Source organism: Synechococcus sp. UW86, from assembly GCF_900474085.1.
Lineage (GTDB): Bacteria > Cyanobacteriota > Cyanobacteriia > PCC-6307 > Cyanobiaceae > Parasynechococcus.
In genome coordinates, this window is record NZ_UCNU01000017.1 from 496,348 (window position 1) to 522,238 (window position 25,891).

Annotated in this window: 31 protein-coding genes; 15 read left to right on the forward strand and 16 right to left on the reverse strand. The window is 61.8% G+C overall.

From position 1 onward, the window contains the following. Positions 1–9 precede the first annotated feature (9 nt). The 4 genes from DXY04_RS11180 to DXY04_RS11195 are packed head-to-tail and all read right to left on the reverse strand — an operon-like array spanning position 10 to position 3,492. Positions 10–687 carry a DevA family ABC transporter ATP-binding protein gene (locus DXY04_RS11180; protein WP_114989063.1) on the reverse strand — a complete coding sequence of 226 codons (678 nt, stop codon included), beginning with the start codon at positions 685–687 and terminating at the stop codon, positions 10–12. Next, complete coding sequence (gene devC, locus DXY04_RS11185; protein WP_114989062.1) at positions 687–1,856, reverse strand: ABC transporter permease DevC; 1,170 nt, start codon at positions 1,854–1,856, stop codon at positions 687–689. Before devC ends, DXY04_RS11180 begins: the two co-directional genes overlap by 1 nt. After that, the gene (locus DXY04_RS11190) at positions 1,853–2,749 is read right to left on the reverse strand and encodes an HlyD family efflux transporter periplasmic adaptor subunit (protein ID WP_115162112.1); all 897 of its coding nucleotides are present in this window, start codon (positions 2,747–2,749) and stop codon (positions 1,853–1,855) included. The genes devC and DXY04_RS11190 overlap by 4 nt, the downstream gene beginning before the upstream one ends. Then, positions 2,749–3,492: a phycocyanobilin:ferredoxin oxidoreductase gene (locus DXY04_RS11195; protein WP_115162113.1), complete on the reverse strand. Its 744-nt coding sequence runs from the start codon at positions 3,490–3,492 to the stop codon at positions 2,749–2,751. The genes DXY04_RS11190 and DXY04_RS11195 overlap by 1 nt, the downstream gene beginning before the upstream one ends. Before the next feature lie 18 nt (positions 3,493–3,510). On the opposite strand from DXY04_RS11195, the gene DXY04_RS11200 reads away from it, so the two are divergent. Together DXY04_RS11200 and DXY04_RS11205 are read left to right on the forward strand one after the other, a co-directional pair. Beyond that, complete coding sequence (locus DXY04_RS11200) at positions 3,511–4,794, forward strand: pitrilysin family protein (protein WP_115162114.1); 1,284 nt, start codon at positions 3,511–3,513, stop codon at positions 4,792–4,794. After that, positions 4,791–6,047 carry a pitrilysin family protein gene (locus DXY04_RS11205; protein ID WP_115162115.1) on the forward strand — a complete coding sequence of 419 codons (1,257 nt, stop codon included), beginning with the start codon at positions 4,791–4,793 and terminating at the stop codon, positions 6,045–6,047. The genes DXY04_RS11200 and DXY04_RS11205 overlap by 4 nt, the downstream gene beginning before the upstream one ends. Here the strand turns inward: DXY04_RS11205 and DXY04_RS11210 are convergent. Beyond that, on the reverse strand, positions 6,044–6,271 hold the full coding sequence (locus DXY04_RS11210; protein WP_006849608.1) for a DUF3148 domain-containing protein: 228 nt from the start codon (positions 6,269–6,271) through the stop codon (positions 6,044–6,046). The two genes, DXY04_RS11205 and DXY04_RS11210, sit on opposite strands and share 4 nt — an antisense overlap. Positions 6,272–6,327: 56 nt before the next feature. Between DXY04_RS11210 and DXY04_RS11215 the strand changes: the two genes are divergently transcribed. Genes DXY04_RS11215 through DXY04_RS11225 form a run of 3 tightly spaced genes read left to right on the forward strand, consistent with a single transcriptional unit; the run spans position 6,328 to position 9,009 of the window. Next, on the forward strand, positions 6,328–6,897 hold the full coding sequence (locus tag DXY04_RS11215; RefSeq protein WP_115162250.1) for a biotin transporter BioY: 570 nt from the start codon (positions 6,328–6,330) through the stop codon (positions 6,895–6,897). Beyond that, entirely contained in the window at positions 6,894–7,385 is a 492-nt protein-coding gene (lspA, locus tag DXY04_RS11220; protein WP_115162116.1) for a signal peptidase II, read from the forward strand. Before DXY04_RS11215 ends, lspA begins: the two co-directional genes overlap by 4 nt. Positions 7,386–7,419: 34 nt before the next feature. After that, on the forward strand, positions 7,420–9,009 hold the full coding sequence (locus DXY04_RS11225) for a YcjF family protein (RefSeq protein ID WP_115162117.1): 1,590 nt from the start codon (positions 7,420–7,422) through the stop codon (positions 9,007–9,009). Positions 9,010–9,130: 121 nt separating this feature from the next. On the opposite strand, the gene DXY04_RS11230 is transcribed toward DXY04_RS11225, so the two are convergent. Further along, positions 9,131–10,540: an aminotransferase class V-fold PLP-dependent enzyme gene (locus DXY04_RS11230; protein ID WP_115162118.1), complete on the reverse strand. Its 1,410-nt coding sequence runs from the start codon at positions 10,538–10,540 to the stop codon at positions 9,131–9,133. A 40-nt stretch (positions 10,541–10,580) separates the two neighbouring features. On the opposite strand from DXY04_RS11230, the gene DXY04_RS11235 reads away from it, so the two are divergent. Continuing rightward, the gene (locus tag DXY04_RS11235; protein ID WP_115162119.1) at positions 10,581–11,084 is read left to right on the forward strand and encodes a nucleoside deaminase; all 504 of its coding nucleotides are present in this window, start codon (positions 10,581–10,583) and stop codon (positions 11,082–11,084) included. On the opposite strand, the gene DXY04_RS11240 is transcribed toward DXY04_RS11235, so the two are convergent. Continuing rightward, positions 11,056–12,252, reverse strand: a complete 1,197-nt coding sequence (locus tag DXY04_RS11240) for an alanine--glyoxylate aminotransferase family protein (RefSeq protein ID WP_115132544.1) — start codon at positions 12,250–12,252, stop codon at positions 11,056–11,058. The genes DXY04_RS11235 and DXY04_RS11240 overlap by 29 nt on opposite strands. Positions 12,253–12,347: 95 nt before the next feature. Further along, positions 12,348–12,872, reverse strand: a complete 525-nt coding sequence (locus DXY04_RS11245) for an allophycocyanin subunit beta (protein WP_115008950.1) — start codon at positions 12,870–12,872, stop codon at positions 12,348–12,350. 206 nt (positions 12,873–13,078) lie between these two features. On the opposite strand from DXY04_RS11245, the gene glnA reads away from it, so the two are divergent. From glnA to DXY04_RS11260, 3 genes are all read left to right on the forward strand, one after another. Beyond that, positions 13,079–14,500 (forward strand): type I glutamate--ammonia ligase, encoded by a 1,422-nt coding sequence (gene glnA, locus DXY04_RS11250; protein WP_115162120.1) that lies wholly within the window; start codon positions 13,079–13,081, stop codon positions 14,498–14,500. A 114-nt stretch (positions 14,501–14,614) separates the two neighbouring features. Further along, positions 14,615–15,688, forward strand: a complete 1,074-nt coding sequence (locus DXY04_RS11255; protein ID WP_115162251.1) for a class I SAM-dependent methyltransferase — start codon at positions 14,615–14,617, stop codon at positions 15,686–15,688. Positions 15,689–15,762: 74 nt separating this feature from the next. Beyond that, positions 15,763–16,053: a copper-binding protein gene (locus tag DXY04_RS11260; RefSeq protein WP_115162121.1), complete on the forward strand. Its 291-nt coding sequence runs from the start codon at positions 15,763–15,765 to the stop codon at positions 16,051–16,053. Between the two features lie 37 nt (positions 16,054–16,090). Here the strand turns inward: DXY04_RS11260 and DXY04_RS11265 are convergent, their stop codons facing one another. After that, entirely contained in the window at positions 16,091–16,360 is a 270-nt protein-coding gene (locus DXY04_RS11265) for a hypothetical protein (RefSeq protein ID WP_115162122.1), read from the reverse strand. Between the two features lie 49 nt (positions 16,361–16,409). On the opposite strand from DXY04_RS11265, the gene DXY04_RS11270 reads away from it, so the two are divergent. After that, positions 16,410–16,664 (forward strand): DUF6439 family protein, encoded by a 255-nt coding sequence (locus DXY04_RS11270; RefSeq protein WP_115162123.1) that lies wholly within the window; start codon positions 16,410–16,412, stop codon positions 16,662–16,664. Here the strand turns inward: DXY04_RS11270 and DXY04_RS11275 are convergent. Then, positions 16,624–17,061, reverse strand: a complete 438-nt coding sequence (locus DXY04_RS11275) for an ATP-binding protein (RefSeq protein ID WP_115162124.1) — start codon at positions 17,059–17,061, stop codon at positions 16,624–16,626. The two genes, DXY04_RS11270 and DXY04_RS11275, sit on opposite strands and share 41 nt — an antisense overlap. A 53-nt stretch (positions 17,062–17,114) precedes the next feature. Beyond that, positions 17,115–17,834 (reverse strand): GUN4 domain-containing protein, encoded by a 720-nt coding sequence (locus DXY04_RS11280; protein ID WP_115162252.1) that lies wholly within the window; start codon positions 17,832–17,834, stop codon positions 17,115–17,117. A gap of 40 nt (positions 17,835–17,874) precedes the next feature. On the opposite strand from DXY04_RS11280, the gene mnmH reads away from it, so the two are divergent. The 4 genes from mnmH to DXY04_RS11300 are packed head-to-tail and all read left to right on the forward strand — an operon-like array spanning position 17,875 to position 21,394. Further along, positions 17,875–18,918 (forward strand): tRNA 2-selenouridine(34) synthase MnmH, encoded by a 1,044-nt coding sequence (gene mnmH / locus DXY04_RS11285; RefSeq protein ID WP_115162125.1) that lies wholly within the window; start codon positions 17,875–17,877, stop codon positions 18,916–18,918. A gap of 30 nt (positions 18,919–18,948) precedes the next feature. Beyond that, a complete protein-coding gene (gene psb28, locus DXY04_RS11290) occupies positions 18,949–19,332 on the forward strand; it encodes a photosystem II reaction center protein Psb28 (protein WP_025362320.1) in 384 nt (127 codons plus the stop codon). Beyond that, the gene (locus tag DXY04_RS11295; protein WP_115162126.1) at positions 19,329–20,408 is read left to right on the forward strand and encodes an AI-2E family transporter; all 1,080 of its coding nucleotides are present in this window, start codon (positions 19,329–19,331) and stop codon (positions 20,406–20,408) included. The genes psb28 and DXY04_RS11295 overlap by 4 nt, the downstream gene beginning before the upstream one ends. Then, positions 20,405–21,394, forward strand: coding sequence for an AI-2E family transporter (locus DXY04_RS11300; protein ID WP_115162127.1), 990 nt, complete (start codon positions 20,405–20,407; stop codon positions 21,392–21,394). Before DXY04_RS11295 ends, DXY04_RS11300 begins: the two co-directional genes overlap by 4 nt. A 149-nt stretch (positions 21,395–21,543) precedes the next feature. Here the strand turns inward: DXY04_RS11300 and DXY04_RS11305 are convergent, their stop codons facing one another. Further along, positions 21,544–21,723, reverse strand: a complete 180-nt coding sequence (locus tag DXY04_RS11305) for a hypothetical protein (RefSeq protein WP_115162128.1) — start codon at positions 21,721–21,723, stop codon at positions 21,544–21,546. Positions 21,724–21,852: 129 nt separating this feature from the next. On the opposite strand from DXY04_RS11305, the gene DXY04_RS11310 reads away from it, so the two are divergent. After that, positions 21,853–22,074 carry a hypothetical protein gene (locus tag DXY04_RS11310; RefSeq protein WP_115162129.1) on the forward strand — a complete coding sequence of 74 codons (222 nt, stop codon included), beginning with the start codon at positions 21,853–21,855 and terminating at the stop codon, positions 22,072–22,074. Here the strand turns inward: DXY04_RS11310 and DXY04_RS11315 are convergent. Genes DXY04_RS11315 through DXY04_RS11330 form a run of 4 tightly spaced genes read right to left on the reverse strand, consistent with a single transcriptional unit; the run spans position 22,071 to position 25,748 of the window. Continuing rightward, the gene (locus DXY04_RS11315; protein ID WP_115162130.1) at positions 22,071–22,292 is read right to left on the reverse strand and encodes a hypothetical protein; all 222 of its coding nucleotides are present in this window, start codon (positions 22,290–22,292) and stop codon (positions 22,071–22,073) included. The genes DXY04_RS11310 and DXY04_RS11315 overlap by 4 nt on opposite strands. Continuing rightward, complete coding sequence (gene secF / locus DXY04_RS11320; protein WP_115162131.1) at positions 22,285–23,274, reverse strand: protein translocase subunit SecF; 990 nt, start codon at positions 23,272–23,274, stop codon at positions 22,285–22,287. The genes DXY04_RS11315 and secF overlap by 8 nt, the downstream gene beginning before the upstream one ends. A gap of 3 nt (positions 23,275–23,277) precedes the next feature. Beyond that, on the reverse strand, positions 23,278–24,759 hold the full coding sequence (gene secD / locus DXY04_RS11325; protein WP_114989196.1) for a protein translocase subunit SecD: 1,482 nt from the start codon (positions 24,757–24,759) through the stop codon (positions 23,278–23,280). A 5-nt stretch (positions 24,760–24,764) separates the two neighbouring features. Next, positions 24,765–25,748, reverse strand: a complete 984-nt coding sequence (locus DXY04_RS11330) for a pyruvate dehydrogenase complex E1 component subunit beta (protein WP_115162132.1) — start codon at positions 25,746–25,748, stop codon at positions 24,765–24,767. Between the last annotated feature and the right edge of the window lie 143 nt (positions 25,749–25,891).

The following is a 25,891-nucleotide window of genomic DNA, read 5'->3' on the forward strand; positions in this document are numbered from 1 at the left end:
TTCATCGTACTAAACAGCATTCTTTAATCGCCCGTCCTCCATCTGAAGCAGGCGATCGGCCACATCAACGATGCGCGGGTCATGGGTCACCATCAGCACCGCGCAGGATTGTTCACGGGCGAGTCGGCGAAGCAGCTCCACCACCTCCCGGCCCGTACGGCTGTCCAGGGCAGCGGTGGGTTCGTCAGCCAGGAGAAGGCGGGGGTTTGCGGCAAGGGCACGGGCAATGGCGACCCGCTGCTTCTGTCCACCGGACAAGTCATGGGGGACTTTGGCCATGTGGTCCTCCAGGCCAACGGCACGTAGCCACTGACGAGCCTCATCCCGGCGCGCCCTGTAACTGAGATCAGGCAGAAGATCGGCTCCCATCTGCACGTTCTGTTCAGCAGTGAGGCAGCGCAGAAGGTTGTGCCCCTGAAAAATCATTCCAATGCGCCGGCGCACCTGCTGGCGGCGCCGACGGCCTGCACCATGCAGGGACTCACCAAGCACCGACACCTCACCCTGCTGAACCGTCCGCAAGGCGCCGATCAAGGTGAGCAGTGTCGTCTTGCCACAGCCCGAAGGACCGGTCAGCAACACCACTTCGCCCGGCTCGATGCTGAAGCTGATGTTCTGAAGAACCGCGCGGCGCATCTCCCCTTGGCCGAAAGCGTGGGAGAGGTTGTCGACGACAACAGCTGCCATCAGAAGATCTCCGCAGGGTCTGCATCGATGAGACGACGCATGGCCAGGAACGACGACAACATGCACATCACCAGGATCATCACCAGAACGGTCAACGCCCGGGACAGATCCATGCCGACGGGCAGCTTGGTGGCGTCACGAACGAACCAGTACAGCCCCTGCCCGGCCATGTAGGCGGGGACGTACCCCATCGCCGCCAGATAGAAGCCCTCACGAACCACCACTCCCAACAGATGGCTGAGGCGATAGCCCATGGCCATCAAAGTGGCGTACTCCGGCAGGTGATCACTCACATCGGTGTACAGCACCTGATACACGATCACGCATCCCACCACGAAGCCCATGGCGGCGCCGAGCGTGAAGATGAAACCGATGGAGGTGCTGCTCTTCCAATAGTTCTGCTCGAAATCGATGAAGCCCTGCTTGGTCAGCACCGAAACATCCTTGGGCAGTCGCTGTCTCAATCGGGAAACCACCTGCTCAGGATCCGCGCCGGGCTTCAACCGCACCAGACCCACTTCGATCGCCCCAGGCGGCTTCTGAGGCATCAGATCGAGGAACGTCTCCGTGCTCGTGAGCAGGTTGCCGTCGGCACCGAAGCTGGTGCCCAGGCTCACCAGACCCGCCACCCGGACGCGGTTGCCAGCGATCTCGGTTTCCACCACACGGCCATCGCGATACCAATCGGCAATGGGTCCGAATTCAGGACGTGACAGCTGATCGAAGAGGATCCGCCCCTTCTGCTTGAGAGCGTCAGTTTTCTCAGCCAGGGAGGGATCGACAAAAAAGGGGTCGTCGGGATTGAAACCCAAGGCCAGAATCGACCGGTTGCGCCGCGTTTCCGGGTTCCGCCACAGCATCAGCCCCCAATGCACCGGAGTCACCCCATCGACGTCTGGATCAGCCAGGGTCTGAACTAGCCGCCGCCTTGGAAAGGCCTCCATGCTCACGGAGCTGGCAGAGCGGGGACTGATCAGAACAACATCAGCATCGAACAGCCGGTGCGCTGTGACGCTGGCGTCAAAGAGGCCATCACGGAATCCAAGCTGCATGAACATCAGAATTCCCGCGAAACTGATGCCAGCAAGCGCCACCAGCAAGCGAACGGGCTGGCGCGTCAGCAACAGCCAGGAGAGGGGAATCCGACGCCCCCGCCAGAACCGGTTCATGGATCGAAGCGGGCGATCACCTTCAAACCCGCCAGACGACTGACCTTGGCGGCATCTTCAGGGTTCAGCACCACATCAACCATCACAACGCGGGCGTCGGCATCGCCGGTGGGATCGGTGGAGAGAACAGACCGTTGTTCCACCTGCGGGCTGATGCGCAGGACGCGCCCGACGAGTTCACCTCGGAAACCACCGTTCTCGCTGATGAGGCGCACGGACTGGTCGAGGCGGATCAGGGAGATGTCGGATTCGTAGACCTCGATGCTGGCCTGCATCGCCTGATTGGCCCCCACATCCATCACCCCCTCTGCACCAGGGCGCTCGCCTGCACGGGCATGCAGCTTGAGCACAACACCGTCAAGGGGCGAGATCAGCTGACTGAGCACGAGGTCGGCCTGAAGCCCTTTGCGCTCCGCCAGGGCCTGATCCCGCTGTCCCTGAAGACGAACCAGCTCTTCACGCTTGTTGTCCACCAGAGTCAATTCGGCCGCACCCCAATCGGCGGCTCTGCTGAAGCGCTCTACCTCAAGGGCCTGAAGCTGTATTTCCTGATCGAGGCTGCGCAGCTGCGCATCGACGCGCTCCAGATCAGCGAGCAGTCCATCCCGGTGATCGAAGGACGCCAACACCTGGCCGGTCTTGATCAGATCACCCTCATTCACATTGAGGGCTGCCACCCGGGGTGTCCCCGCCATCCCCGCATTGGGAGCCGCCAGATTGCGGATGTCCCCGGCGGGCTTCAGCTGCCCCAGGGCCGCGACCGCTTCGGGACGAACCGTGGGTGCAGGCGTCGGTTCAACCGGCTTGGGTTCGGGCGTCGGCCGCAGCAACCAGCCGCCGATGACCGCAATAACCAAACTTCCAGCCAGAACAGACCAGCGCTTGGGGGTCATCAGAGTTCCGGAGGGTTGTCGAACAGAAGCATGTCGATGTAGCGATCGGCCCAGGTTGAATCGAAGGCCTTCTCGAGCACGCGGCGGGTCTTGTCGTTGCGTTTCTGCTGAAGGCAATAGTTCAACTGACCCTCGTACCGGCGGACTGTAGTGAGAGCCGTGGACGGTTCGGGAGTCGCCTCGATCACGCTGGTGGCCATCACCTGCAGGTAATGGCTCACCAGTTCCTGAAAGGCTGCTTCCTCGTCAGCACCATCGGGGCGGATGAAGCACACCTTGTTCGAGAAGATGGCTGATCCCCAGGCCGGCAGCTCCCGAACCTGACGGAACGCGGGCCATGGCCTGGCCTCAAGCCGCTGGATCAGCTGCTCCGGCAAGGCATCGGAGGTGGGGGACAGATCGACGATCGCGGCGGAGATGCCTGCAGGGCCGGCCACGATGTCGGCCCCGAAGATCGGCAAGTCGTAGTGGGGATCGGGGAACCAGACGCTGTGGAGGATCTGCAGGCCGTTGCCGAGTCGCGCAACCTCCAAATGAAGTTTGCGAAGGCCGATGCAGCGAAAAAGCTCGTTGCCGATCGATAGGCCCTCGCCATCGAGTTGCCCCTGGATGAAGCGCAAATCCTCATCGCAGGGGAGGATCTCCAATCCGGGCAATCCCGCCCAGGCACTACGGATCGACGCCGCCAAGGCCTGCACGAGGGGATGCTGTCCTGGCGGTGGCGCCAGCGGCTTGGGCTGCATCGAAGGGGCAGGCACAGAATGGAACTTTGCCACGCAGTTCTGAACCTTCCGTTCTCCGGTCCCCCACTCGACCATTGGACCCTCCCCAACGGAGTGCGCTGCGTGACGGCGGACATGCCGGATGCACCCCTGACCTGTCTCGATCTCTGGTGCCGTGCCGGCAGTGCCAGTGAGCAGCCAGGGGAAGAGGGCATGGCCCATTTCCTGGAGCACATGGTGTTCAAGGGAAGTGAGCGGCTGGCCGCAGGGGTATTCGATGAAGCCATCGAAGCTCTGGGGGGCAGCAGCAATGCCGCCACAGGCTTTGATGACGTTCACTTCCACGTGCTGACACCCCCGGATCGAGCCCGCGAAGCGTTGGATCTGTTGTTGGAACTGGTGTTGCAGCCAAGCCTCGAGCCTGACGGGTTCAACACGGAACGGGGGGTGGTGCTTGAAGAGATCGCTCAATACGCCGATCAACCCAATGAGCAGGTGCTGCAACTGCTGTTGAGCAAGGGCTGTGACCAGCACCCCTACGGCCGACCCATCCTGGGTACCCCCCGCAGCCTGGAGGCCATGACGCCCGAGGCCATGCGGACGTTTCATCAGCGGCAGTACCGCGGTTCCAACTGCTGTCTGGCGATGGCCGGGCCTTCGTCAGCGGAGCTGCGCAGTGCCCTGGGTTCCTCGGCTCTGGCGGACCTCCTGGATGCGCCTGAGCCCTCATCACCGTCATCGCCCCTGAGCGTGCGTCCTGGACGCGAAAGCGTTGTTGTGGACCGGCTCGAATCCGCCCGACTGCTGATGCTCTGGGAAGCTCCACGGGCCCAGGATCAAACAGGGGTGATGGCCGCTGATCTCGCCACAACCCTTCTGGGGGAAGGACGACGCAGTCGTCTCGTGAACCGCTTGAGAGAGGAACTGCAGATCGTTGAAAGCGTGTCGATGGACCTCTCGGTTCTGGAGCAGGGAAGCCTGATCACGCTGGAGGTGATCTGTCCAGACGAGCATCTGGAGGCTGTGGAAGACGAGGTGAACCGGCAGCTGCGCGCCATGGAGGAAGAGCTCGTCAGCGATCAGGAGCTGAAACGGGGCCAGCAGCTGGTGAGCAACGGACTGCGCTATGCCTTGGAATCGACGGGCCAGGTGTCTGGGCTCAGCGCCAGCCAGACCCTCTGGGACCGGCAGCAGGATCTGCTCCATCCTCTTGCTTTCCTGCCGCCATGGACGGCCGAGCGGCTTCGCTCAGACCTGTTCCCAAGGCTTCAACCCGAACAGGCGTTTTTGCTGACCGCCCAGGCCAAGACGAAACACGGATGAGCAACCCCGAACTGCTGATCGAACCGGTCTCAAGCCCGGGGATTCTGGCCGCGAAACTGCTGCTTCCTTTCGGCAGCGCCGACGACCCTGCAGGAACACGGGGTGCCCATGACCTGCTGGCATCTCTGCTCAGCCGCGGCTGTGGACGACACAACCACGTTGACCTGGCGGACCTTGTTGAGGGATGCGGAGCAGGTCTGCGCTGCGATGTCCAGGAAGATGCGCTCGTGCTGAGCCTGCGCTGCACGGTGGAAGACGCGGAGCAGCTCCTTCCCCTGCTGGCCCAGATGGTTCGTTCGCCCCGGCTTGAGCCTGGCCAGGTGGCCCTTGAACGTTCGCTCACGATTCAGGCCTTGCAACGGCAGCGGGAGGACCCCTTCCATTGCGCCACGACCGGATGGCGGCAGCTGACCTATGGCAACGGGGGCTACGGCCACGACCCGATGGGCATCGCTGAAGAGCTGGATGATCTGGATCGGGAGGCACTTCTCCCCCTGGCCGAGCGGCTACCGAGGGCATCGAGCGTTCTCGCCCTGGCGGGCAGCGTCCCACCGCAAATCATCGACACGATTGGCTCCCTTGAGGACTTTCGCGACTGGCCAGAAGGGAGCGGCAACGATCGCTCAGGCCGCCGTCCCTACGCCGAAGCGGTAGGAACCGAAACGATCCAGCTCGAAGCAATGGACACCGAACAGGTGGTTCTGATGCTTGGGCAGGCGACGCTGGGGCATGGACACCCGGATGAACTGGCGTTGCGACTGTTGCAGTGCCATCTGGGCGTGGGGATGTCGAGCCTGCTGTTCCAGCGCCTGCGGGAAGACCATGGCGTGGCCTACGACGTGGCCGCGCACTTCCCTGCCCTGGCAGGACCGGCGCCCTTTGTGCTGATGGCCTCGAGCGTGGAGGAGCGCTCAGAGCTCGCGCTGGACTTGCTGCTAAACATCTGGGACGAGCTGAGTGAGCAACCCCTCAGTGAGGCCGCACTCGAGCTCGCACGGGCCAAGTACATCGGTCAGCTCGCCCAGGGCCTGCAGACCTGCTCCCAACGGGCAGAGCGACGGGTTCAGCTGAAGGCCCAAGGGCTCCCCGACGATCATGACCAGCGCTGTGTGCGGGCTCTTGCGGAACTGACACCGACGGATGTGCTCCATGCCGCCCAACGTTGGCTGAGGGAACCACGACTCAGCCTGTGCGGAACCTCCGCTGCACTTAAGCAGCTCGAACGGCGCTGGAATCGGCGGGACGCTGCTTAGTCCACCTCAGCTGCATCCACCGGATCCAGCCGATCGAGGGGGATCAGAAACGTGCCCCGGCGAAAACGCACAGCAACCGTGTCCATCGGATGAAGTGCAACCACTTCGCCTACTTCACCGGCGGCCACCAGATCCGGCGGCCGCAGCATCGGCATCGGATCCGCCGACTTGAGGTACGGAAGCTGCTGCGACAGGCGCAGCTGATCACCAATCGATACCGACATCTGAACTGGGCAGGATCTGCATTGTCGAGCAGGATGGGCCGAGTTGAGTGAGTGATGTGAGGGCTCTCGCCTCCTGGTGTGGTGCCCTGGCGGGTCTGCTTGCCATCCTCATCGGTGGTCTTGTGCCGGCCGCGTTGTTCCTGCCTGCTCCCGAGCCGATCCTTCTCCCCCTGCCGGTCACGTGGCAGGTGCCAGCGCTGCTTCTCTGCGCCATGGTCAGTGGCCCGCGTGCCGGCGTGATGGCCGCTGTTGGCTATCTGAGCCTGGGATTGTTCAGCCTGCCGGTGTTCCATGGCGGTGGAGGGCTGAACTACGTGCTTGAACCGGGCTTCGGCTACCTCGCGGGCTTCGTGCCCGCAGCCTGGCTCACCGGTCGACTGGCGCAGCAGGACGGCATGGATGACCTGCCCAGACAGTCTCTCTGTGCCCTGGCAGGGCTGCTCGTTCTCCAGATCTGCGGGGTGCTGAATCTCGCCCTCGGGGCACTGCTGGGGCGATGGAGCCTTGATTTTCCCGAGCTGCTGATGCAGTTTTCAATCGGTCCGCTACCGGCTCAGATGGTGCTCTGCATCGGTGCAGGATTCCTTTCAATTGTGCTGCGTCGGTTGCTGATCATCGAGCCATGACGAGACCACTTCCACGTCGCTCAACCCTGCTGATTGCCCTAGTGATCGTGGTGGTGGATCAGCTGAGCAAGGCGGCGGCCTCGAGCGCTTTGCGAGAGGGTCAATCCCTACCCCTGCTGCCACATCTGCTCTCGCTGCAATTGGTGCACAACACGGGCGCGGCCTTCAGTGTTTTGCAGGGCTCCACTGCCCTGCTTGGGCTGCTCAGCTTGGGGGTGGGCATCGGGCTGATCCTGTGGATCTGGCATGAACGGGTGCTGCCGTTCTGGCAGGCACTCGCCGCAGCAGCGCTTCTAGGCGGAACCGTGGGCAATGGGATCGACCGTTGGCGTCTGGGCCACGTGGTGGATTTTCTAGCCCTCGAACCGATCGATTTCCCGATCTTCAACGGGGCGGATGTCGCCATCAATCTCGCCGTGCTCTGCTTTGCCATCGACCTCTGGACCCGCCGGGGGGACAGCAGCCTCCGTGACAACAGCCGTGGCTGACCCAAACTTGCCCTGAGGCTGGTGTGACGCAGGCATGAAACGCCAAACCCGGTTGCTGATCGGTCTCGCCGTTGCCTTTGTGGCACTCGTGCTGATCGGCGCTGCCGTTCAGACCATCCGCAGCCTGCTGTGGGATCTGAGTTACTTCCTGCCTCCCTGGTTGCTCACGCCGGTGCTACTGCTGGGGTTCGCGCTGGTGGCCACCCTGGCGGTGCAGGTGGGTTGGCCGATGTGGAAACGCCTGAAATCACGCCCGAGCCAACACCCACGCCAAGCCACCCCGGCTCCACAGAACCGGCGGGATGCCGCGACCACCAGCCTCGGCCATGTGGATCGTCTGATCGAACGCATTCAGGACGACATCAGTCGCCGCAGCCTTCAGAACGAACGCGACCGGGTCGCCGAGGAACTGAAGCGAGGCGATCTGGTGGTTGTGGTATTCGGCACTGGATCCAGTGGCAAGACATCGCTGATCCGTGCCCTGCTCAATGAAATGGTCGGCGATGTGGGAGCGCCCATGGGCGTGACCAAAACCAGCCGCGCCTACCGGCTGCGTTTGAAAGGCCTGGAGCGTGGTCTTCAGCTCGTGGACACCCCAGGAATCCTGGAAGCCGGAGACGAAGGACTCAGCCGGGAGGAAACAGCCCGTCGTCGGGCGGTTCGTGCCGATCTGTTGATCGTGGTGGTGGATGGGGACCTCAGAGCCTCGGAATACGCCGTCGTGACTTCACTCGCCGGGCTCGGCAAGCGGCTGCTCCTGGTGCTGAACAAGCGGGATTTACGCGGAGTTGACGAGGAGAAAAGGCTCCTGCAGGTGCTTCGCTCCCGTTGCCAGGGACAGCTCAACGCTGCTGATGTGGTGGCCTGCAGCGCCTCTCCTCAATCGATTCCTCAACCCGGCCGTCGCCCGCTGCAGCCGCTGCCTGACGTCAGCGATCTGCTGCAGCGCCTCGCCGTTGTGCTGCACGCCGAGGGGGAGGAATTGATTGCCGACAACATCCTTCTGCAGTGCCGATCCCTCGACAGCCGCGGGCGTGACCTGTTGAACGACCAGCGGTCTCGGGAAGCTAAACGCTGCATTGACCGCTACAGCTGGATGGGAGCGGGGATTGTCGCTGCCAATCCGCTGCCCGGGGTGGATCTGTTGAGCACCGCAGCTGTGAATGCCCAGATGATCCTGGAGATGGCCAAGATCTATGGGGTCGAGATGTCCCGTGATCGCGCCAAGGATCTGGCCCTTTCCCTTGGACAGACCCTGGGCAAGTTGGGCATCGTCAAAGGTGCCATGAGCTTGCTGGGCACCAGCCTGAGCCTGAGCTTGCCCACTCTGGTGCTGGGGCAGGTGCTCCAGGGGGTGGTGACCGCATGGCTCACCCGAATCGCCGGAAGCAGTTTCATGCGCTACTTCGAACAGGACCAGGACTGGGGTGACGGTGGCATGCAGACCGTGGTTCAACAGGCCTTTGAGCTCAACCGACGGGAACTCTCACTGCAGCGCTTTCTGGCCAGTGCCATGCGGCAAGTGGTTGAACCGCTTCAGCAGTCGGCGGCAGGACGTCTTCCGCCCCGGCCAGGGCCTCAGCAGGAGGGGGAAGCATCGGCCCCCGGGCATCCAGAACGGTGATCAGAAGCAGATAGAGCACACCAATCGCCACGGAGATCGCCCCGGTGACGATGGCGACCCAGCGTGAACCCTGCTGCTGTTCCGGCATCGGAGCGTCTCGAACGATGGCGATTGTGAACGATCAGGCTGGAGCCAGCGATTCATTCAGTCGTCCCGACAGGTCGCTGAGGTGCTGAGCCGTGGTGTGGGGGTTTCCAAAAACCGCCTTGAGGCAGAAACGGTCGCCGTAAAATGGTCGCGACAGCATGTAGCCGTGAGACAGCAGCATTTGCCGGGTGTCTTCACTCCAACGGCCAGCTGCAGCAGCATCTCCATGGTTGGGATGAAAGGCCAGCAGGTGCAGGTCACCCGCCAGCAACGTGAACTTTTCCGGGTCCAATTGGGCTGCGAAGGCGGTTCGCCGTTGCAAAGCTCCGCTGAGCGTTGCTTCGATGCCCGCCTCGCCCAACTGGCGCAGGCCCAGCCAAAGCTTGAGGATCTCAGCAGGTCGGGTGCCCTGCAAGCCGATCTCCCCGCCGTGATCCATCCCCCTGGGCGCCTCCATGTAGGGCAATCCTGTTGAAAAGGCCTGACGCAAATGGGTTCGATCCCGAAGCAACAGCAGGGATGACGCCTTGGTGATGCCCAGCAATTTCTGGGGATTCAGCGTGATCGAATCGGCAGATTCCATGCCATCCATCAGAGAGGCATGGCGGGCCGTGAGGGCGAACACACCGCCAATAGCCGCATCAACGTGCAACCAGACTCCGGCATCACGGCAGAGGGTTGCCAGATCCGACAGAGGATCGATGGCTCCACGCACTGTGGTGCCGGCCGTGGCCACCACCGCCAGACAAGGCCGCCCCGCCGCTTGCAGAGCTCTCAAACGCTTGGCCAAAGCCTCGAGGCAAAGGCCACCATCCGCGGCCACGGGAAGCGTCTGAAGGGCATCATCCGCCAGCCCCATCACCTTTGCCGCCTTGTTGATGGAGACGTGAGCGTCTTGGCTGCACAGCAGCACAGGATCCCGATGGCTGGCCTTCAACGCCGCCCGTGCGGCCACCAGAGCCATGAGATTGCTCAGGGTCCCGCCGCTGGCCAGCACCCCTCCGGAACCGGCGGGCAAGCCAATCCTGTGGCAGAACCAGCGGCAGAGGTCATGTTCCAGGCCGGTCAGACCAGGCGAAAGCTCCTCGGCCAGGAGGTTGTTGTTGAGACCTGCACAGACCAATTCCGCCGCAATGGACGCGGTCAGCGGGGGCGGATCGAGATGGGCGAGAGCACCGGGATGGGACGGCTGATACGCCCCATCCATCACCTGCTGAAGATCACTGAGCAGCGATTCAACGCTGGCCCCATCAAGCCCTGGTGCCACGTCAGGCAAGGGCCGCATGACGGGGACCGGGCTTGATCGATCAGCGGAGCCGATCCAACGGCAGAGCAGATCCGAACTGCGATGCAGGAATTTCCTCAGCACCGGGTCTTCGGCCGAGGGGATAGCGAACGGAGCAAGCCGATCCGGTGGGTGCTGAGACTCGGAACAGGCTTGCAACGGAGACCCGTGAACTGCACCGATCTTCGCGTCTCGTGGGATGGTGCTCAAAGGACAACGTGGAACAGCAGTGGATCAGCGGGATGAGTTCACTCGCTGGATGGATGTTCTGCTCCAGCGCGCGGAGGAGGCTGGAGCGGAAGGAGAAGTTCCGGTGGCCGCAGTGATCCTGGATGGACAGGGCCGAGCCATCGGCCATGGGCGGAACCGGCGCCAGAACGACAGGGATCCCCTTGGGCATGCCGAACTGGTGGCCTTGCAACAGGCAGCGATCGTTCAGAACGACTGGAGATTCAACAACTGCACCCTGATCGTGACCCTCGAACCCTGCCCCATGTGTGCGGGGGCCTTGGTGCAGGCCCGCATGGGAACTGTGATTTTTGCGGCGTCAGATCCCAAGCGCGGTGGCCTGGGGGGAAGCCTTGACCTCTCCAGCCATGCCAGTGCCCATCACCACATGAACGTGATTCAGGGCGTGCGCGAACCCGAGGCGAGGGAGCAGCTGGAACGCTGGTTCAGGCGGCGGCGGCGACGGAACCGCTGAAGCGAGGCAGCTCTGTCTCAAACAGGTTGAGCAGACGGTTCACGTTTTCAGGGGTGGAGTTGTACCCCATCAGGCCGATGCGCCAGATTTTGCCGGCCAGGCTGCCGAGTCCACCACCAACTTCAATGCCGTGGTTGTTGAGCAGGTGCTGACTGAAGGCCTTGCCATCCACACCTTCAGGGATGCGAACTGTGGTGAGGGTGGGCAGTCGGCGCTCGGCCGGCACATGCATCGAAAGGCCGAGACTTTCCAGCCCGTTCCAAAGCATCTCCGCATTGCTGCGATGGCGTGCCCAGGCCTGATCGAGACCTTCTTCAGCAAGGAGACGCAGGGCCTCACGCATGCCGAAATTCATGTTGACCGGCGCGGTGTGGTGATAGACGCGGTCGCTGCCCCAGTACTGGTTCAACAAGGAAACGTCCAGATACCAGTTGGGCACCTTGCCCTGACGGGCTGTCATCTTGGCCTCAGCACGGGGGCCCATGGTGAAGGGTCCGAGACCGGGAGGGCAGCTCAGGCCCTTCTGGCTGCAGCTATAGGCGAGATCGACTTTCCACTCATCGATGTAGAGCGGAACGCCCCCCAGAGAGGTGACGGTGTCGAGCAGCAGAAGGCAATCATGCTTCCGGCAGAGGTCGCCGATGCCCTCCATGGGTTGGCAGACACCCGTTGAGGTTTCGGCATGGACCATCGCCAGGATGACGGGCTTGTGCTCAATCAGGGCAGCTTCCAGCTCATCGAGGGAAAACCACTCACCCCAGGGCTTTTCAATGGTCTTCACCTCAGCGCGATAGCGGCCGGCCATGTCAGCCAGTCGCAGGCCGAAATATCCCTTCACCGCCACCAGAACGGTGTCTCCAGGCTCAACGGTGTTGGCGATGGTTGCCTCCATGGCAGCACTGCCGGTGCCGCTCATCGGAAGCGTGAGGCGGTTATCCGTTTGCCAGGCGTAACGCAGCAGTTCCTGCACTTCGCCCATCAGATCCACATAGAGAGGATCAAGGTGACCAATCGGGGTTCGCGACAGAGCCTTCAGAACTGTTGGATGGGCGTTGGAGGGGCCTGGTCCAAGCAGGAGGCGGTCGGGTGTGCCGATCGGTGCAAAGGCTTTGCGGTGACGATCGTCAACAGAGAGGAGTGAGTTCGTCGTCGCCAAAGCCCTATTCATTGGTTCGAGTGTTGAGCCTACGCAGTCACGCCCCTTGGAAGGGGTGAAGGAGGCTTGATTGCAACCTGTTCAGATCTTGCGTGGAGCGTGCTGGATCAGCGCTGGCGCACATTGGTTTCACCCAGGCCCTTGGCCAGGTGATCAAACGGCTGAAGAACGGTGGCGAGCTGATCGGATGCAGCACCGTTGGCCAGAAGCATCTCGGAAACAACCTCTCCCAGCAGAACGATGCTGCGGACCGTTGGGCCGGTGGGAACGCCGAGACTCTTGTAGGTGTCGTCGAGTCCGTTCAGCACACGCTCATTGAGGATCGTTGAGTCACCTGCCACCAGGGCGTAGCTGGCGTAACGCAGGAAATAGTCCATATCCCGCAGGCAGGCGGCGAGCCGACGGGTGGTGTAGGCGTTGCCGCCAGGCAGCAACAGGTCGGGTTCATCCCGGAACAGGCGCTGGCTGGCCTCACGCACAATCTCAGCCGAGGATCCGTTGATCAGCTCTACGGCCTGAATCCGCAGCGCGGATTCATCCAGATACACATTGATGCTGTCGATCGCCGGGCGGTCGAAATAGCGACCCAGCTGGTCATAACGACCGATCAGACCGCTGATTGCATCGCGCATGTCCCTGAATCTCCAGAGGATCCCCAGCGGAAGCTAACACCGTTGAGGGGGGCAGATCCTTTGGCATGCCTGCATTTCAGCCAAGTTGACAGAAACGGTTACGCAGTCGCCTTCTGGCGGTTAAAACGTACCTCTTGATACAAAATGGTGTCTTGTGGCTGTTTACGGTCACATCACTGCACAATTCAGTCGAGCAGTCCTTTCTTATGTCGAAATCCCCCCAGGACGTCCTGCGCCAGATCAAGGACGAAGGCATCGAACTGATCGACCTCAAATTCACCGATCTGCACGGCAAGTGGCAGCACCTCACGGTCTGCACCGATCTGCTGGAGGAAGAGTCCTTCACGGAGGGCCTGGCTTTTGACGGCTCATCCATCCGCGGCTGGAAAGGCATCCAGGCCTCCGACATGGCCATGGTGCCGGACGCCAACACCGCCTGGGTTGATCCCTTCTACAGGCACAAAACCCTGAGCATGATTTGCTCGATTCAGGAGCCGCGCACCGGCAAGCCCTACGAGCGCTGCCCCCGTGCCCTGGCTCAGCGGGCACTGAATCACCTGGCCAGCACCGGCCTGGCCGACATGGCCTTCTTCGGTCCTGAGCCGGAGTTCTTCCTCTTCGACGACGTCCGCTACAACTCGGCCGAAGGCGGTTCCTTCTACAGCGTCGACACGATCGAAGCGGGCTGGAACACCGGACGGATCGAAGAAGGCGGCAACCTCGCCTACAAGATCCAGGAGAAGGAGGGCTACTTCCCTGTCGCTCCCAACGACACCGCCCAGGACATCCGCTCCGAGATGCTCCTGCTGATGGGTCAGCTGGGCATTCCCACCGAGAAGCACCACCACGAGGTGGCCGGCGCGGGCCAGCACGAACTCGGCATGAAATTTGCTGAGCTAATCCAGGCCGCCGACAACGTGATGACGTACAAGTACGTCGTGCGCAACGTGGCCAAGAAGTACGGCAAGACGGCCACCTTCATGCCCAAGCCGGTCTTCAACGACAACGGCTCCGGCATGCACGTGCACCAGAGCCTCTGGAAGGGCGGTCAGCCCCTGTTCTTCGGCGAAGGCACCTACGCCAACCTCTCGCAGACGGCCCGCTGGTACATCGGCGGCATCCTCAAGCACGCCCCCGCCTTCCTGGCTTTCACCAACCCCACCACCAACAGCTACAAGCGTCTGGTGCCCGGTTTCGAAGCCCCGGTGAACCTCGTCTACTCCGAGGGCAACCGCTCTGCCGCCGTGCGGATCCCGCTCACCGGCCCGAGCCCGAAGGCCAAGCGCCTCGAGTTCCGTTCCGGCGATGCCCTCGCCAACCCTTATCTGGCCTTCAGCGCCATGATGATGGCCGGCCTGGACGGCATCAAGAACCAGATCGATCCCGGCGATGGCGAAGATCGTGACCTGTTCGAACTGGCAGCTGAGGAGCTGTCCAAGATCGCAACGGTTCCCGCATCCCTCAACGGTGCCCTGGAAGCGTTGAATGCCGACCGCGGCTTCCTCACCGCTGGCGGTGTGTTCAGCGACGACTTCATCGACAACTGGATCGACCTCAAGTACGAGGAGGTTCAGCAGCTGCGCCAGCGGCCGCACCCCCACGAATTCACCATGTACTACGACGCTTGATCAGCGCCCATGCATCCCACGACCCGCCTCCAAGGAGGCGGGTTTTTTTGTGGACTGCTGGCCACGCGATTGCGCGCCTCATTCGTTGGAATGGTTCTGTTGTCTGAATCTGAGATGGCGTCAACGCCCCTGAGCAAGCTTGCGTACCAAACGCTTCAGCAAGGCAAAAGCATCGCGGGCCTGGCCCACAAGGAGCTGAGCACCAAGCTGATGGAGCTGTTGGCCCCCGATGCGGTGCCGAAAACCGAGCCCGTGTCCGCCGAAGTTCTTGGAGAGCTCCGGCTCGATATGAACAAGCTCCAAGAACAGGACTGGCAGGACGCCGAACAGGGGATTTACCCCGAGCAGTTGCTGTTCGATGCACCCTGGCTCGACTGGGTCAGCCGCTACCCGCAGGTTTGGCTGGATCTTCCCTCCACCTGGGATCGACGCCGGGAGCGCAATGTGCGGGACCTACCCAAGGAGACCGAGGAAACCCTCTACCCCGAGTACTACCTCCAGAACTTTCACCATCAAACCGACGGCTACCTGAGTGACCACTCGGCTGGTCTTTACGACCTGCAGGTGGAAATCCTTTTCAATGGCACCGCCGATGCCATGCGACGCAGGGTTTTGGCTCCGCTGAAACGCGGCTTGAAGCACTTCGCAGACCGTGCTCCGGGTTCCCTCAAAATTCTCGATGTGGCCACCGGCACCGGCCGGACTCTGCAGCAGATCCGCGCCGCCGTCCCTCACGCGCAGCTGATCGGAACCGATCTCTCCGAGTCGTACCTGCGTCAAGCCAACCGCTGGCTGAATGACGGCGATGCATCGCTGGTTCAGCTGATCCGTGCCAACGGGGAATCACTGCCCTTGGCCGATGGATCGGTTCAGGCCGTCACCAGTGTGTTCCTGCTGCACGAACTTCCTGCGGATGCCCGCCAAAACGTGCTGAACGAGGCCTGGCGGGTGCTTGAACCCGGCGGTGTGTTCGTGCTTGCCGACTCTGTGCAGATGGCTGATTCAGCCAAGTTCGCCTCCGTGATGGAGAACTTCAGGCGCGTCTTCCATGAGCCTTACTACCGCGATTACATCGGCGACGACATTGACGCCCGCCTCTCAGCTGCAGGGTTCGAAGGCATCACCGCGGAAACCCACTTCATGACGCGGGTCTGGTCGGCACGCAAACCCATCGCAGAGGCCAGCTGAGGGGATTCCCTGACAGCGTCCCTTGCACGAACGGCTGCGAGCCATAGGGTGTGCTCAATCCCGAAGGGAACTTCATGAGCAATCCCTTCCGGCTGCGTTGGCTTCAGGGCTGGACATTCCAGGTGGTGCTGATGGAAGGCCATGTGCAGGTCGAAGCCCATGGTTTCGGTATCTGCCTGCGCACGGCCGTGATGCCGGGGGAAAGTCCTCAGGCTGCAGCCGATCGTTTGGTGTTGTCTGAAGATCGACGCAGACGAGCTCTGCACAACGCCTGGCTTCGCGGTCAGGACATGGCGCAGGCCACGGGGGTCTCACCCACGAAGGAGGATGCACTGGCTTCCAAATCTCTGGTGGTGGTTGGCTAGGCCCATCGCCAACTGGTGGGCTGATCTCCTGGTGCCTTTACAGCTGTGCCAGCAGCCAGGCCACAGCAAAGCCTGCTCCACCGAAGCGTAAGGCTCTCCACAAGCGCTCCCCAGACACGGGGGAGAAGGCCCAGTCCACAGACCGGTGGGTGATCAGATTCGCAGCAAGTTTGCGGCGCTGCACCCATCGCCGCGCCGCAACACCCGACCGGGCATGGGCCTGACATTGCCCTTGCAACACCAGCCGTGAAGCATGGTGCAACCAACGCAGTTCATGAACGCGTCGTTGGCCTTTGCGCTGTTCCACGCCGTTGCACCCACATCACCCGAAACTAGATCGATCTGCTGATTCAGGGATGACTTCACCCGACGCCCCATGGCCCGACTCCGCCACAGCCAAGGCGGAAGAACTGCACCAGTTGCTCCGCATCGGCGATCGCGACTGGCATCAGCTGAAGAGCAACCGACAGCGGCGTGGAGCCGAGTTACTGGCTGCAGCGATGGTGAAACTGCTCCGCCACGGGGACAGCGCCGACGTGGAGAATCTGACCCAGCAGGCGCTCGGGTGGTTCAAAGGAGAGCTGAAAGATCCGGGCTGTCCGCGTCACTGACGGGCCGACGGCAGGCCAGCTGCAGACGATTCCCCCGGCGGCTCCAGCGCACATCATCAAAACATTGATGGATCAGGAACAACCCACGGCCGCTGGGAGCATCGAGGGCGGGCGGCAGGGTTGCTGTGCGGGACTGTTGTGGGAGGCCGCAACCCTCATCCTGAACCTGCCAGACCAACCAATTGGGAGTGAGGATGCGGCGAACTCGGAGCTTCTTGGCGGGGTTCTCGGCGTTGCCATGGCGAACGGCATTGACCAGAGCTTCATGCAACCCCAGCTCAATCCGCTGACTGGTAAGAACACAACCGACGGGCTCGGTCAGCAGCTCCAGGAGAGGAGCCAGCTGCAGGGTCGACGGCAAGGTGAACTCAGCCCAGCGAAACCTCTTGGACGGCACAGTGGGGCCCGTTGACGTCGGTGTTTCGAACTTACCGTTGATGGGAAGCCCCGTCAGGATCTGCGGGCCACAAGTGACGGATGATTCAAGAGGGAATCCATCAGGCGAACGCCACGGAGCTGATTGATCAACGGCATGTGCCCCTCTGGAGCCTCGATCGACCAGGTGAAGGCACCGGGATAACGCGTCCAGACGCCATCACATTTCCAGCCAATCCGGGGCCAAAGGCGTTCGTAACGCCCATCGAGGGCTGACAGCAGCTGGGACTGGGCTGTGAAGCCGAAGCGACCTTGGGAATAGACCGTCCAGAGGCGATCAAGACTGACTAGATCAACCCCTGACATCGGCGCGACTTCTGTGAAGTAGACGTAGCCCCGTTTCACGGCGGCATCACCGGCCAATTCACGCAGGCACTGGCTGGTGATGCGATCCGCCTCTTCAAAGTTCTGATCGAGCAGCTCCTGCTGCAGCGGTCCGTAATCCAGGCCAACCCCGGAATCAGTGGTCAACCAGCCTCGATCGGACGACGGGATGAGAGCGGTGACTGCATCGGGATGGTGGCGCTGCAACACCTGCAAGATCCAACCTGCAGCCCAGTCATCACCGGCGGGGTCAAAGCCAGAAAGAAGGTCTGGGCCCACCGCAGCCAACTCGTCGGCGCGGGTTTCGATCTGCTTGATCAGCGGACGTCGCTGGCGAGGTGTTCCCTTCGCGAAACGATCCAGCAGCTGATCAACGCTGAGTTTGGTGGCGGGTGTGGAACCGGAGAGCATGAGTCGCAACCGGCCCCAACTGGCTCGGTGTTGGCCCACTATGTCAGGCATGGGCGAGACATGTTCAATCGAAATCCAGCAGCTGCGCGAGCTGAAGGGCCCCTTGGTGGACGTGCGCAGCCCCGGCGAATTCGAGAAAGGCCACTGGCCCGGGGCCATCAACGTGCCGCTGTTTAACGATGAGGAGCGCGCCGCAGTGGGCACCACTTACAAGCAGCAGGGACGCACACCAGCGATTCACCTGGGGCTTGAACTCACCGGCCCCAAGCTCAGCAACCTGGCCCGCCAATTGGACAACCTGCGGCAGCAGGGGGAACCAAGGATCTACTGCTGGCGTGGCGGAATGCGGTCGGCCAGCGTGGCCTGGCTTGCCCAGCAGATCGATCTCAAGCCAAGGCTCCTTCAGGGGGGCTACAAGAGCTATCGGCGCTGGGCCCAGAGCCGCTTTGAGCAGATCTGGCCCCTTCGCGTGATGGGAGGCCGCACTGGAACAGGGAAAACCGATCTGCTGTTGGCCATGGCCGCGCGCGGTGCAGCCGTGGTTGATCTGGAAGGGCTGGCCAACCACCGCGGCAGCAGTTTCGGCGGTCTGGGTCTGCCGGATCAACCCAGCACCGAGCACTACGAAAACCAATTGGCTGAAGCCCTGGATCAACACCAACGCCGTGGGGCCACAGCCATCTGGTTGGAAGCGGAAAGCATCCAGGTGGGCCGCTGCCGCATTCCCAAGGCCCTTTTCGATCAGATGCAAGAGGCCCCTGTGCTGGAGATTCAGCGCGACCTCAGGGAACGGGTGAACCAATTGGTGCAGGTGTACGGCCACCAGGGGGGAGCCGCTCTGGCTGAGGCGACCGAACGGATCAGCCGTCGCCTGGGGCCCCAGCGCACCAAGGAAGCCCTCGAAGCGATTGCCAGGGAAGACTGGGCCACCGCCTGCCGCGCCACGCTCGATTACTACGACCGCTGTTACGACCATGAACTGGCGCGATCGCCCAAACGCGACACGATCGATCTCTCAGGGCGCAGCGCTGATCAAGCCGCCGAGACCTTGATCGACGGGGGGTTTGTTGAAATCCCCCATTAAGATCGCCCCCATCGACGGTTCGAGAACGGCATGAGCAAAGCGGCGATTCAGTTCTTTCGGGGAGTCAACGAGCCGGTGGTGCCCGACATCCGTCTGACCCGCAGCCGCGACGGCCGCACCGGTCAAGCCACCTTCCGTTTCGAGCAGCCTGCTGCGATTGCTCCCGAAACCATGGGTGACATCACCGGAATGTGGATGGTGGATGAAGAAGGCGAAATGGTCACCCGCGAAGTGAATGGCAAATTCGTGAACGGCACAGCCAGTGCCCTTGAAGCCGTTTACTCATGGAAGTCCGAGCAGGACTTCGAGCGGTTCATGCGCTTCGCCCAGCGCTACGCCGATGCCAATGGCTTGGGTTATTCACAAAGCCAGGATTCCAATCAGACTGAAGGGGCCGACGACCAACAAGCTTGAGACTGCCCCAGTGGCTGTTACTGACAGCCTTCATTGCAGCCATCGTTCTGCTGTGGTCGCTGCGTGAGCTGCTGCTGCTGATCTTTGCAGCAGTGGTTTTGGCCATGGCGCTGTGCACCTTGGTGGGCATTCTTCGCGAGCGGCGGCCGATGCAAAGGCCCCTGGCCCTGCTGCTCTGCATCGTTGGGTTGTTGTTGTTGGCCGCCGGTGCGGCTGGTGTTGTTGTCCCCCCGTTTCTCGAGGAATTCGCACTGCTGTTGCAGAAGCTGCCCGAAGCGGGTCAGACCCTGGTGCGGCTGGGACTCGGTTGGATCGACAGCATCAGTGAGGCCATTTATGGGGCCGATGCATTCCCCGACCTGGATCAACTGGGCCTGAACGGTCCTCGCCAACTTGTGCCCGACAGTTCATCCCTCGCCGCTGGTGTGGGCAGTGGCTTGCTGGGTCTGCTTGGTTTGGCGGGCAACCTCGGCAACGGCGTCCTGCGGCTGTTGTTTGTGGTGGCGGTGGCTCTGATGATCAGCATTCAGCCTCAGGCCTATCGGAATGTTGGCCTGCAGTTGATTCCCTCCTTCTACCGACGCCGGGGGCGTCGCATCCTGGATCAGTGCGGTGCTGCCTTGAGCAGCTGGATGGTGGGTGTGCTGATCAGCTCCCTGGCCGTGTTTGTGCTTTGCAGCATTGCGTTAACGCTGTTGGGCGTGAAGCTCGTTCTGGCCAATGCACTTCTTGCAGGGCTGTTGAACGTGATCCCCAATGTGGGGCCAACCATGAGCACGATCTTCCCGATGGCGGTGGCTCTGTTGGATGCCCCCTGGAAGGCCGCTGCGGTGCTGGGTGCCTACGTGGTGATCCAGAACATCGAGAGTTACGTGATCACACCATCGGTGATGCACCACCAGGTGAAGCTGCTGCCCGGATTGACTCTGGCGGCTCAGTTCCTGTTCACACTCCTGTTTGGCCCCCTCGGCCTGCTGATGGCGCTGCCTTTGGCGGTGGTGCTGCAGGTGATCATCCGTGAAGTCGTGATCCACGATGTGTTGGATCGCTGGAAACGCCTGGAGCCGGTTCGATGACCGCCGGCACGTTTCTCATTGCACTCACCTTGGTGGTGCTGGTGCTATTGCTCTGGCACCTGCGTTGGGTGCTGCTGGTGCTCTTTGGCGCCGTGGTGGTGGCCGTAGCCCTGGATGTGCTGCTTGTTCAGGTTCAGAAGCGAACCCCACTGGAGCGCCCCCAGGCCCTGGCGGCCGTGCTGGGGATTTTGATCTTGGCAGGGGGGCTTCTGGGGCAACTGCTGGTGCCGGAACTGATCAGCCAGTTTCAACAACTGGGACGGGATCTGCCGCAGTTGGTCAGCAAGGTGTCCGACCTGCTGAGCAGTGAGCCACGCCTGGCGCAGCTGAATGACGCTTTGGGGGAGGGCCTCAATCTGAAAGGACTTCAGCCCTTGCTGGGGTTCGCAGGAGGTGCAGCGAACTCGCTGATTCAACTGTTCTTGATGGTGCTGCTCGCGATCCTGCTGGCCTTGGATCCAAGCGCCCACAGGCGCATGGTGGTGGCCATGACGCCCCGACCCGCCCGGGAGCGGATGGAGCACCTGCTCGACGAGTGCAGGCAAGCGTTGGGGGGTTGGCTCAGTGGCATGACCCTCTCCGCCACCACCGTTTTTCTGCTCACCTGGGGCGGCCTGTTGCTGCTGAAATCACCCCTGGCCCTGTTGAGCGCCCTGGTGTGTGGGCTGCTCACGTTCGTGCCGACCATCGGGCCCACGGCGGCAACGCTGCTGCCCACGGGATTGGCCCTGCTGCAGTCGCCGCAATTGATGCTGTCGGTGCTGGTGTTCCGGCTGGTGCTGCAGAACCTGGAGGCATTCCTGCTCACACCATTGCTGCTGCGCAAAACCGTGAATCTGCTGCCAACGGTGGCCTTAACGGCTCAGCTCAGCCTTGGTGCTCTACTCGGGCTTCCGGGCGTGCTGCTGGCCCTTCCTTTGGTGGTGGTGCTTCAGGTGTTGATGCAGCGGGTGGTGGTGCAGCAGATCATGGACCGCTGGGCGTGAATCCAGCCATGAGGCCTGTATCCGCACGAACATCCGGTAGTAAGGGTCACATCTGAGACCCGACCTGCATGCGTATTTTTGCGGAGTCGTGAGAACGACGCGTCGAGCCTTGGGACTCTTGGGAGAGGGTCCCATTTTTTTCGACCAGATCAGAGCAGATGACGCCGCTTTTTTTCTCTCGAATCACGCTCCCGCTCAACCGCTTGCCAATAGGCCGCAGAAACCGCGACCTCCTGGCCACGCTCAATCTTGTTCAAGCGCGTCTTCAGAGCCTCAACCTCAGCACGCAAGCCGAAGACCACCTCGCTGAGACCAGGATTCAACTCCATGGAACCTGAGCAACCAATTGAGTCGTAACTCAGCCTTTACAAGCCATGACGTTCACCCCGATACCAAAGAAGCCAGCTTGGCGCTCTTCAATCCAATAGTGTGTCCAAGAGGTCGTGAGACGAGCGGGCTTGGACGTCATCTTCAATTTCTCCCGTTACGAGGAACTGAGGCAGGCCGTGATGGAGCTGGTTCGCGAGAACCTTGACCCCGATTTGCTGCAAGAGGAAGCACACGATCTGTTCGAATCGTGGTGGGCCTCAACCCACAGCCAGGGGCAGTGGAACGCCGAGGTGAAACAACGCACCTGGGATTCGATCTGGAGGGAATTCGGCAACGGCCCCAAGCGCTAACCGAAACGACGCCAGAGAGAGCCGGAACCCAGCAAGACCACGACAGCAAGCTGATGATGCCGAATGGCATAACCAAGCCCTGTGATTGTGAACTGATCACTGAGCAGCAGAACTTCGGTGCGCAGATCAGCCAGAGCCAGCAGGATCAACAGAATTGGAAACCAACGGGCCGAAGCAGCACGGCGTCTCCGCTCTGAATTACCGCTGGATTTAGTCACGGGAGCGGTCCCACAGCGTGAGCAACGAGGGCGCCAGGGCGATGCTCGACCAGGAACCAACAACAACCCCGAGGGCGAGGGCGATGGCAAACCAATACAGCGTTGCTCCACCGAAAAACACGAGCGCCAAGAGAGGCAGCAGGGTGGTTCCGCTGGTGTAGAGCGTGCGGGTCAGGGTGGCGGACACCGCTTGATCCACCTGCACTGAAAGCGGCAGGTCGGCAGCATCCTTGCTGCGTTCACGGATGCGATCAAAGACCACCACCGTGTCGTTGACCGAATAACCAGCAATGGTCAGCAATGAAACCGCAAAGAGGCTGTCCACCTCCAGCTGGAGCACAACCCCGAGCCAGGCAAAAACTCCACAGACGATCGCCACGTCATGGGCCAGCGCCACCAGAGCGAGAAACGCGTAGCGGCGGTCGTAGCGGAAGCTGATGTAGGCCGCAATACCGCTGAAGGCCACCAACAGAGAAATCAGACTGCTGCGCAGCAATTGTTCGCCCAGGCTCGGCCCGATCGTGTCGAGCGATTGACCACCGGAGAGGAATGGCCCTGCAACGGGTTCAACCGCCTGAATCACCACTTGGCCCTGGGCAGCCGACAAGGTTGGCAGGCGCAGCAACAACGACTGACCGCCATCCAGAAGCTGAACCCGGGGAGCGCCCAGGTTGGGGAGAGGTTGACCCTCCTCCTGGGGCAGCTCCAGGCTGCGGATCACATCCGAAACCTGAATCGCCTTGAGCTCGGCGCAGGCGTCATCACAGCGACGCTCCAGTTGAATCTGCGTGCCACCGGTGAAATCCAGGCCGGGACGGAGGGGAGCACGAATCGCAGGATCCAACCAGCTGAGCACCAGGCCCAACAGGCTGATCAGAACCACCAGACCAGAAACGAGCCACACCTTGCGGCGCATGCTGCTGAGGGACCAGCGCAATCTGAGGACCGTGGCCGCTTGTGCCGATGACGATGCTTCAGTCATGGTTCAGGCGGTGGGGGAAGGAAGTTGCCCGGTGGGCAGAAAATTGCTGGCACGACGCAGACCTGCGTAGCCCATCAGGAAACGAAGCAGGGTGCGGGTGCAGGTCAGGGCCGTGAACAAACTCAGCAGAACACCAATGCCCAGGGTCGCGGCAAAGCCCTTGACCAGGCCGGTGCCCAGGAAGAAGAGAGCTGCACAACTGATCAGCGTGGTCAGGTGACCATCGACGATCGATGAAAAGGCCTCGGAGAAGCCTGTATCGATCGAGCGGATCAAGGTGTTGCCCCGCCGCAATTCGTCCTTGATCCGTTCAAAGATCAGCACATTGGCATCCACGGCCATGCCGATCGAGAGGATGAAACCAGCGATTCCCGGCAGGGTGAGGGTGACCGGAATCAAGGCGTACACCGCCAGGTTGAACAGCGCATAGAGGCTGAGGGCCATCACAGCCACCGCCCCTGGCAGGCGATAGGCCACCACCATGAACACCGCCACAAGAGCCAGGCCCGAGAGGGCGGCCACCAGGCTGCGGCGGATGTTCTCTGCTCCGAGCGTGGGCCCGATGGTGCGGACCTCGATCACTTCAACGGGGAGGGGAAGGGAGCCGCCGCGGAGCTTCACCTCGAGCTCACGGGCCGTTTCCGCACTGAAATTGCCACTGATGGTGGCTGCACCACCAGAGATTCCAGCACTTTTGAACTGCGGGCCAACGCTGGCGGCACTGATCAGCTGATCATCCAGAGTGATGGCCAGCAACCGGTCGGTACCGGCAATCGATTTGGTGAGGTCAGCGAAGGCCTCAGCACCCTCACCATCGAAATTGAGGGTCACCTCCCAGCTGTTCGGGTTGTTCTGGAGCGGTTGGCGGCCTGCCGTCACCAGCTGCTTGCCCGTCAGGGCTGCCGGCTCAAGCATCGTGAGCAGATCGGCATCAACCTTGTTCAGAAGCTGGCGGAGCTGCTCCTCTTCCGAGCTGGCCTGCCCATCCAGACCCAGGGTCTGCTGGGTTGACTTCAGCTGAGCCAGATCCAGAGGCTCCGGGGTCTCACCACGGCGGATCTGATCTTCACGCAACCTGAGAATCGCTTCCACCTGGGAACGGAGCTGCCTCAGACCTCGGAACTCTGCTTCGGTGTCGGCCTTTTGGGCACGAAACTCCAATAGGGCTGTGTCGCCGAGAACCCGCGCAGCAGCGGTGGGATCCTGCTCACCTGGGAGCTGCAGCACGAGCTGCGACTCACCCACCGTCTGCAGGGTGGACTCAGCCACACCAAGACCGTTGACCCGACGATCGAGCACGGCTTTCACCGCTTCCATCTCTTCGGCACCAACCCGGGTGATTTCTCCGGCTGGCTTCACCTCAACGGTGAGCTGACTGCCGCCCCGCAGATCGAGGCCCAGTTCAAGCGGCGTCCGAACCAAAAACATCCCGGCGGCGATCGCCAGGGCAAGAACAAGGGCAAACCAACCCTGATAACGCGCCATCAACGTCAGATGCCCTTGTTGACCAACGCCTGCGCCGCCTCAACGATCTGATGCGGCTGAATGATCGTGAGGTTCTCGAGAGAACCGTTGTAGGGGGTGGGGATGTCCTGACTGGAAAGACGCACAGGCCGGGCATCCAGATCGTCGAAGCACTGTTCGGTGATCAGCGCAATCAACTCGGCCCCGATGCCGCCGGTCTTCATGCATTCCTCCACCACGATCACCTTGTTGGTCTTGCGGATGGAGCGACTGATCGTCTCCATGTCGAAGGGCTTGAGGCTGATCAGATCGATCAGCTCAACGCTCACCCCCTCTGCCTCCAGTTGCTCCACAGCCTTGAGACAGTGGTGACGCATCCGGGAGTAGGTGAGGATCGTCAGATCGGTGCCTTCCTTCACCAGATCCGCCTGGTCGAGGGCACAGGTGTAGTCGCCTTCGGGGAGCTCCTCGCTGAGGTTGTAGAGCAGAACGTGCTCGAAGAAGAGCACGGGATTGTTGTCGCGAATCGCGGCCTTCATCAGGCCTTTGGCATTGGTGGGCGTGCTGCAGGCCACGATCTTGATGCCGGGGACGGCATGGAAGTAGGCCTCCAGCCGTTGGCTGTGCTCAGCGCCAAGCTGACGACCCACGCCGCCGGGGCCGCGCACCACGGTGGGAATGGTGAAGTTGCCGCCGCTCGTGTAGCGGAGCATCCCCATGTTGTTGGAGATCTGGTTGAAGGCCAGGAGCAGGAAGCCCATGTTCATGCCCTCAACGATCGGCCGCAGACCGGTCATCGCGGCACCAACAGCCATTCCGGTGAAGCCGTTCTCAGCAATCGGGGTGTCGAGCACCCTGAGATCGCCGTATTTCTCCGCCAGATCCTTTGTGACCTTGTAACTGCCGCCGTAGTGACCGACGTCCTCCCCCATCACGCAGACGTGGGGGTCTCTCCCCATCTCCTCGTCGATGGCTTCCCGGAGGGCGTTGAAGAGAAGTGTTCCTGCCACGGCGTCACAGTGATCCCGGCCAATCCGGGTGGTGAGGCCAAGCTATCTCAGTCAGCGCAGGGTCAACCGCCCGCCGCGAAGGTGAACAACAACAAAACGGAAAGCAGCATGGCCGGAGACAGCAGCAACGCCAGCTGGCCGAG

Excerpts from the sequence above, each read along its gene's own strand:
- DXY04_RS11180 (WP_114989063.1), bottom strand. The coding sequence starts at position 687 with ATGGCAGCTGTTGTCGTCGACAACCTCTCCCACGCTTTCGGCCAAGGG.
- devC (WP_114989062.1), bottom strand. The coding sequence starts at position 1,856 with ATGAACCGGTTCTGGCGGGGGCGTCGGATTCCCCTCTCCTGGCTGTTG.
- DXY04_RS11190 (WP_115162112.1), bottom strand. The coding sequence starts at position 2,749 with ATGACCCCCAAGCGCTGGTCTGTTCTGGCTGGAAGTTTGGTTATTGCG.
- DXY04_RS11195 (WP_115162113.1), bottom strand. The coding sequence starts at position 3,492 with ATGCAGCCCAAGCCGCTGGCGCCACCGCCAGGACAGCATCCCCTCGTG.
- DXY04_RS11200 (WP_115162114.1), top strand. The coding sequence starts at position 3,511 with ATGGAACTTTGCCACGCAGTTCTGAACCTTCCGTTCTCCGGTCCCCCA.
- DXY04_RS11205 (WP_115162115.1), top strand. The coding sequence starts at position 4,791 with ATGAGCAACCCCGAACTGCTGATCGAACCGGTCTCAAGCCCGGGGATT.
- DXY04_RS11210 (WP_006849608.1), bottom strand. The coding sequence starts at position 6,271 with ATGTCGGTATCGATTGGTGATCAGCTGCGCCTGTCGCAGCAGCTTCCG.
- lspA (WP_115162116.1), top strand. The coding sequence starts at position 6,894 with ATGACGAGACCACTTCCACGTCGCTCAACCCTGCTGATTGCCCTAGTG.
- DXY04_RS11225 (WP_115162117.1), top strand. The coding sequence starts at position 7,420 with ATGAAACGCCAAACCCGGTTGCTGATCGGTCTCGCCGTTGCCTTTGTG.
- DXY04_RS11235 (WP_115162119.1), top strand. The coding sequence starts at position 10,581 with ATGGTGCTCAAAGGACAACGTGGAACAGCAGTGGATCAGCGGGATGAG.
- DXY04_RS11240 (WP_115132544.1), bottom strand. The coding sequence starts at position 12,252 with ATGAATAGGGCTTTGGCGACGACGAACTCACTCCTCTCTGTTGACGAT.
- DXY04_RS11245 (WP_115008950.1), bottom strand. The coding sequence starts at position 12,872 with ATGCGCGATGCAATCAGCGGTCTGATCGGTCGTTATGACCAGCTGGGT.
- glnA (WP_115162120.1), top strand. The coding sequence starts at position 13,079 with ATGTCGAAATCCCCCCAGGACGTCCTGCGCCAGATCAAGGACGAAGGC.
- DXY04_RS11255 (WP_115162251.1), top strand. The coding sequence starts at position 14,615 with ATGGCGTCAACGCCCCTGAGCAAGCTTGCGTACCAAACGCTTCAGCAA.
- DXY04_RS11260 (WP_115162121.1), top strand. The coding sequence starts at position 15,763 with ATGAGCAATCCCTTCCGGCTGCGTTGGCTTCAGGGCTGGACATTCCAG.
- DXY04_RS11270 (WP_115162123.1), top strand. The coding sequence starts at position 16,410 with ATGACTTCACCCGACGCCCCATGGCCCGACTCCGCCACAGCCAAGGCG.
- DXY04_RS11280 (WP_115162252.1), bottom strand. The coding sequence starts at position 17,834 with ATGCTCTCCGGTTCCACACCCGCCACCAAACTCAGCGTTGATCAGCTG.
- mnmH (WP_115162125.1), top strand. The coding sequence starts at position 17,875 with ATGTCAGGCATGGGCGAGACATGTTCAATCGAAATCCAGCAGCTGCGC.
- psb28 (WP_025362320.1), top strand. The coding sequence starts at position 18,949 with ATGAGCAAAGCGGCGATTCAGTTCTTTCGGGGAGTCAACGAGCCGGTG.
- DXY04_RS11300 (WP_115162127.1), top strand. The coding sequence starts at position 20,405 with ATGACCGCCGGCACGTTTCTCATTGCACTCACCTTGGTGGTGCTGGTG.
- DXY04_RS11305 (WP_115162128.1), bottom strand. The coding sequence starts at position 21,723 with ATGGAGTTGAATCCTGGTCTCAGCGAGGTGGTCTTCGGCTTGCGTGCT.
- secF (WP_115162131.1), bottom strand. The coding sequence starts at position 23,274 with ATGACTGAAGCATCGTCATCGGCACAAGCGGCCACGGTCCTCAGATTG.
- secD (WP_114989196.1), bottom strand. The coding sequence starts at position 24,759 with ATGGCGCGTTATCAGGGTTGGTTTGCCCTTGTTCTTGCCCTGGCGATC.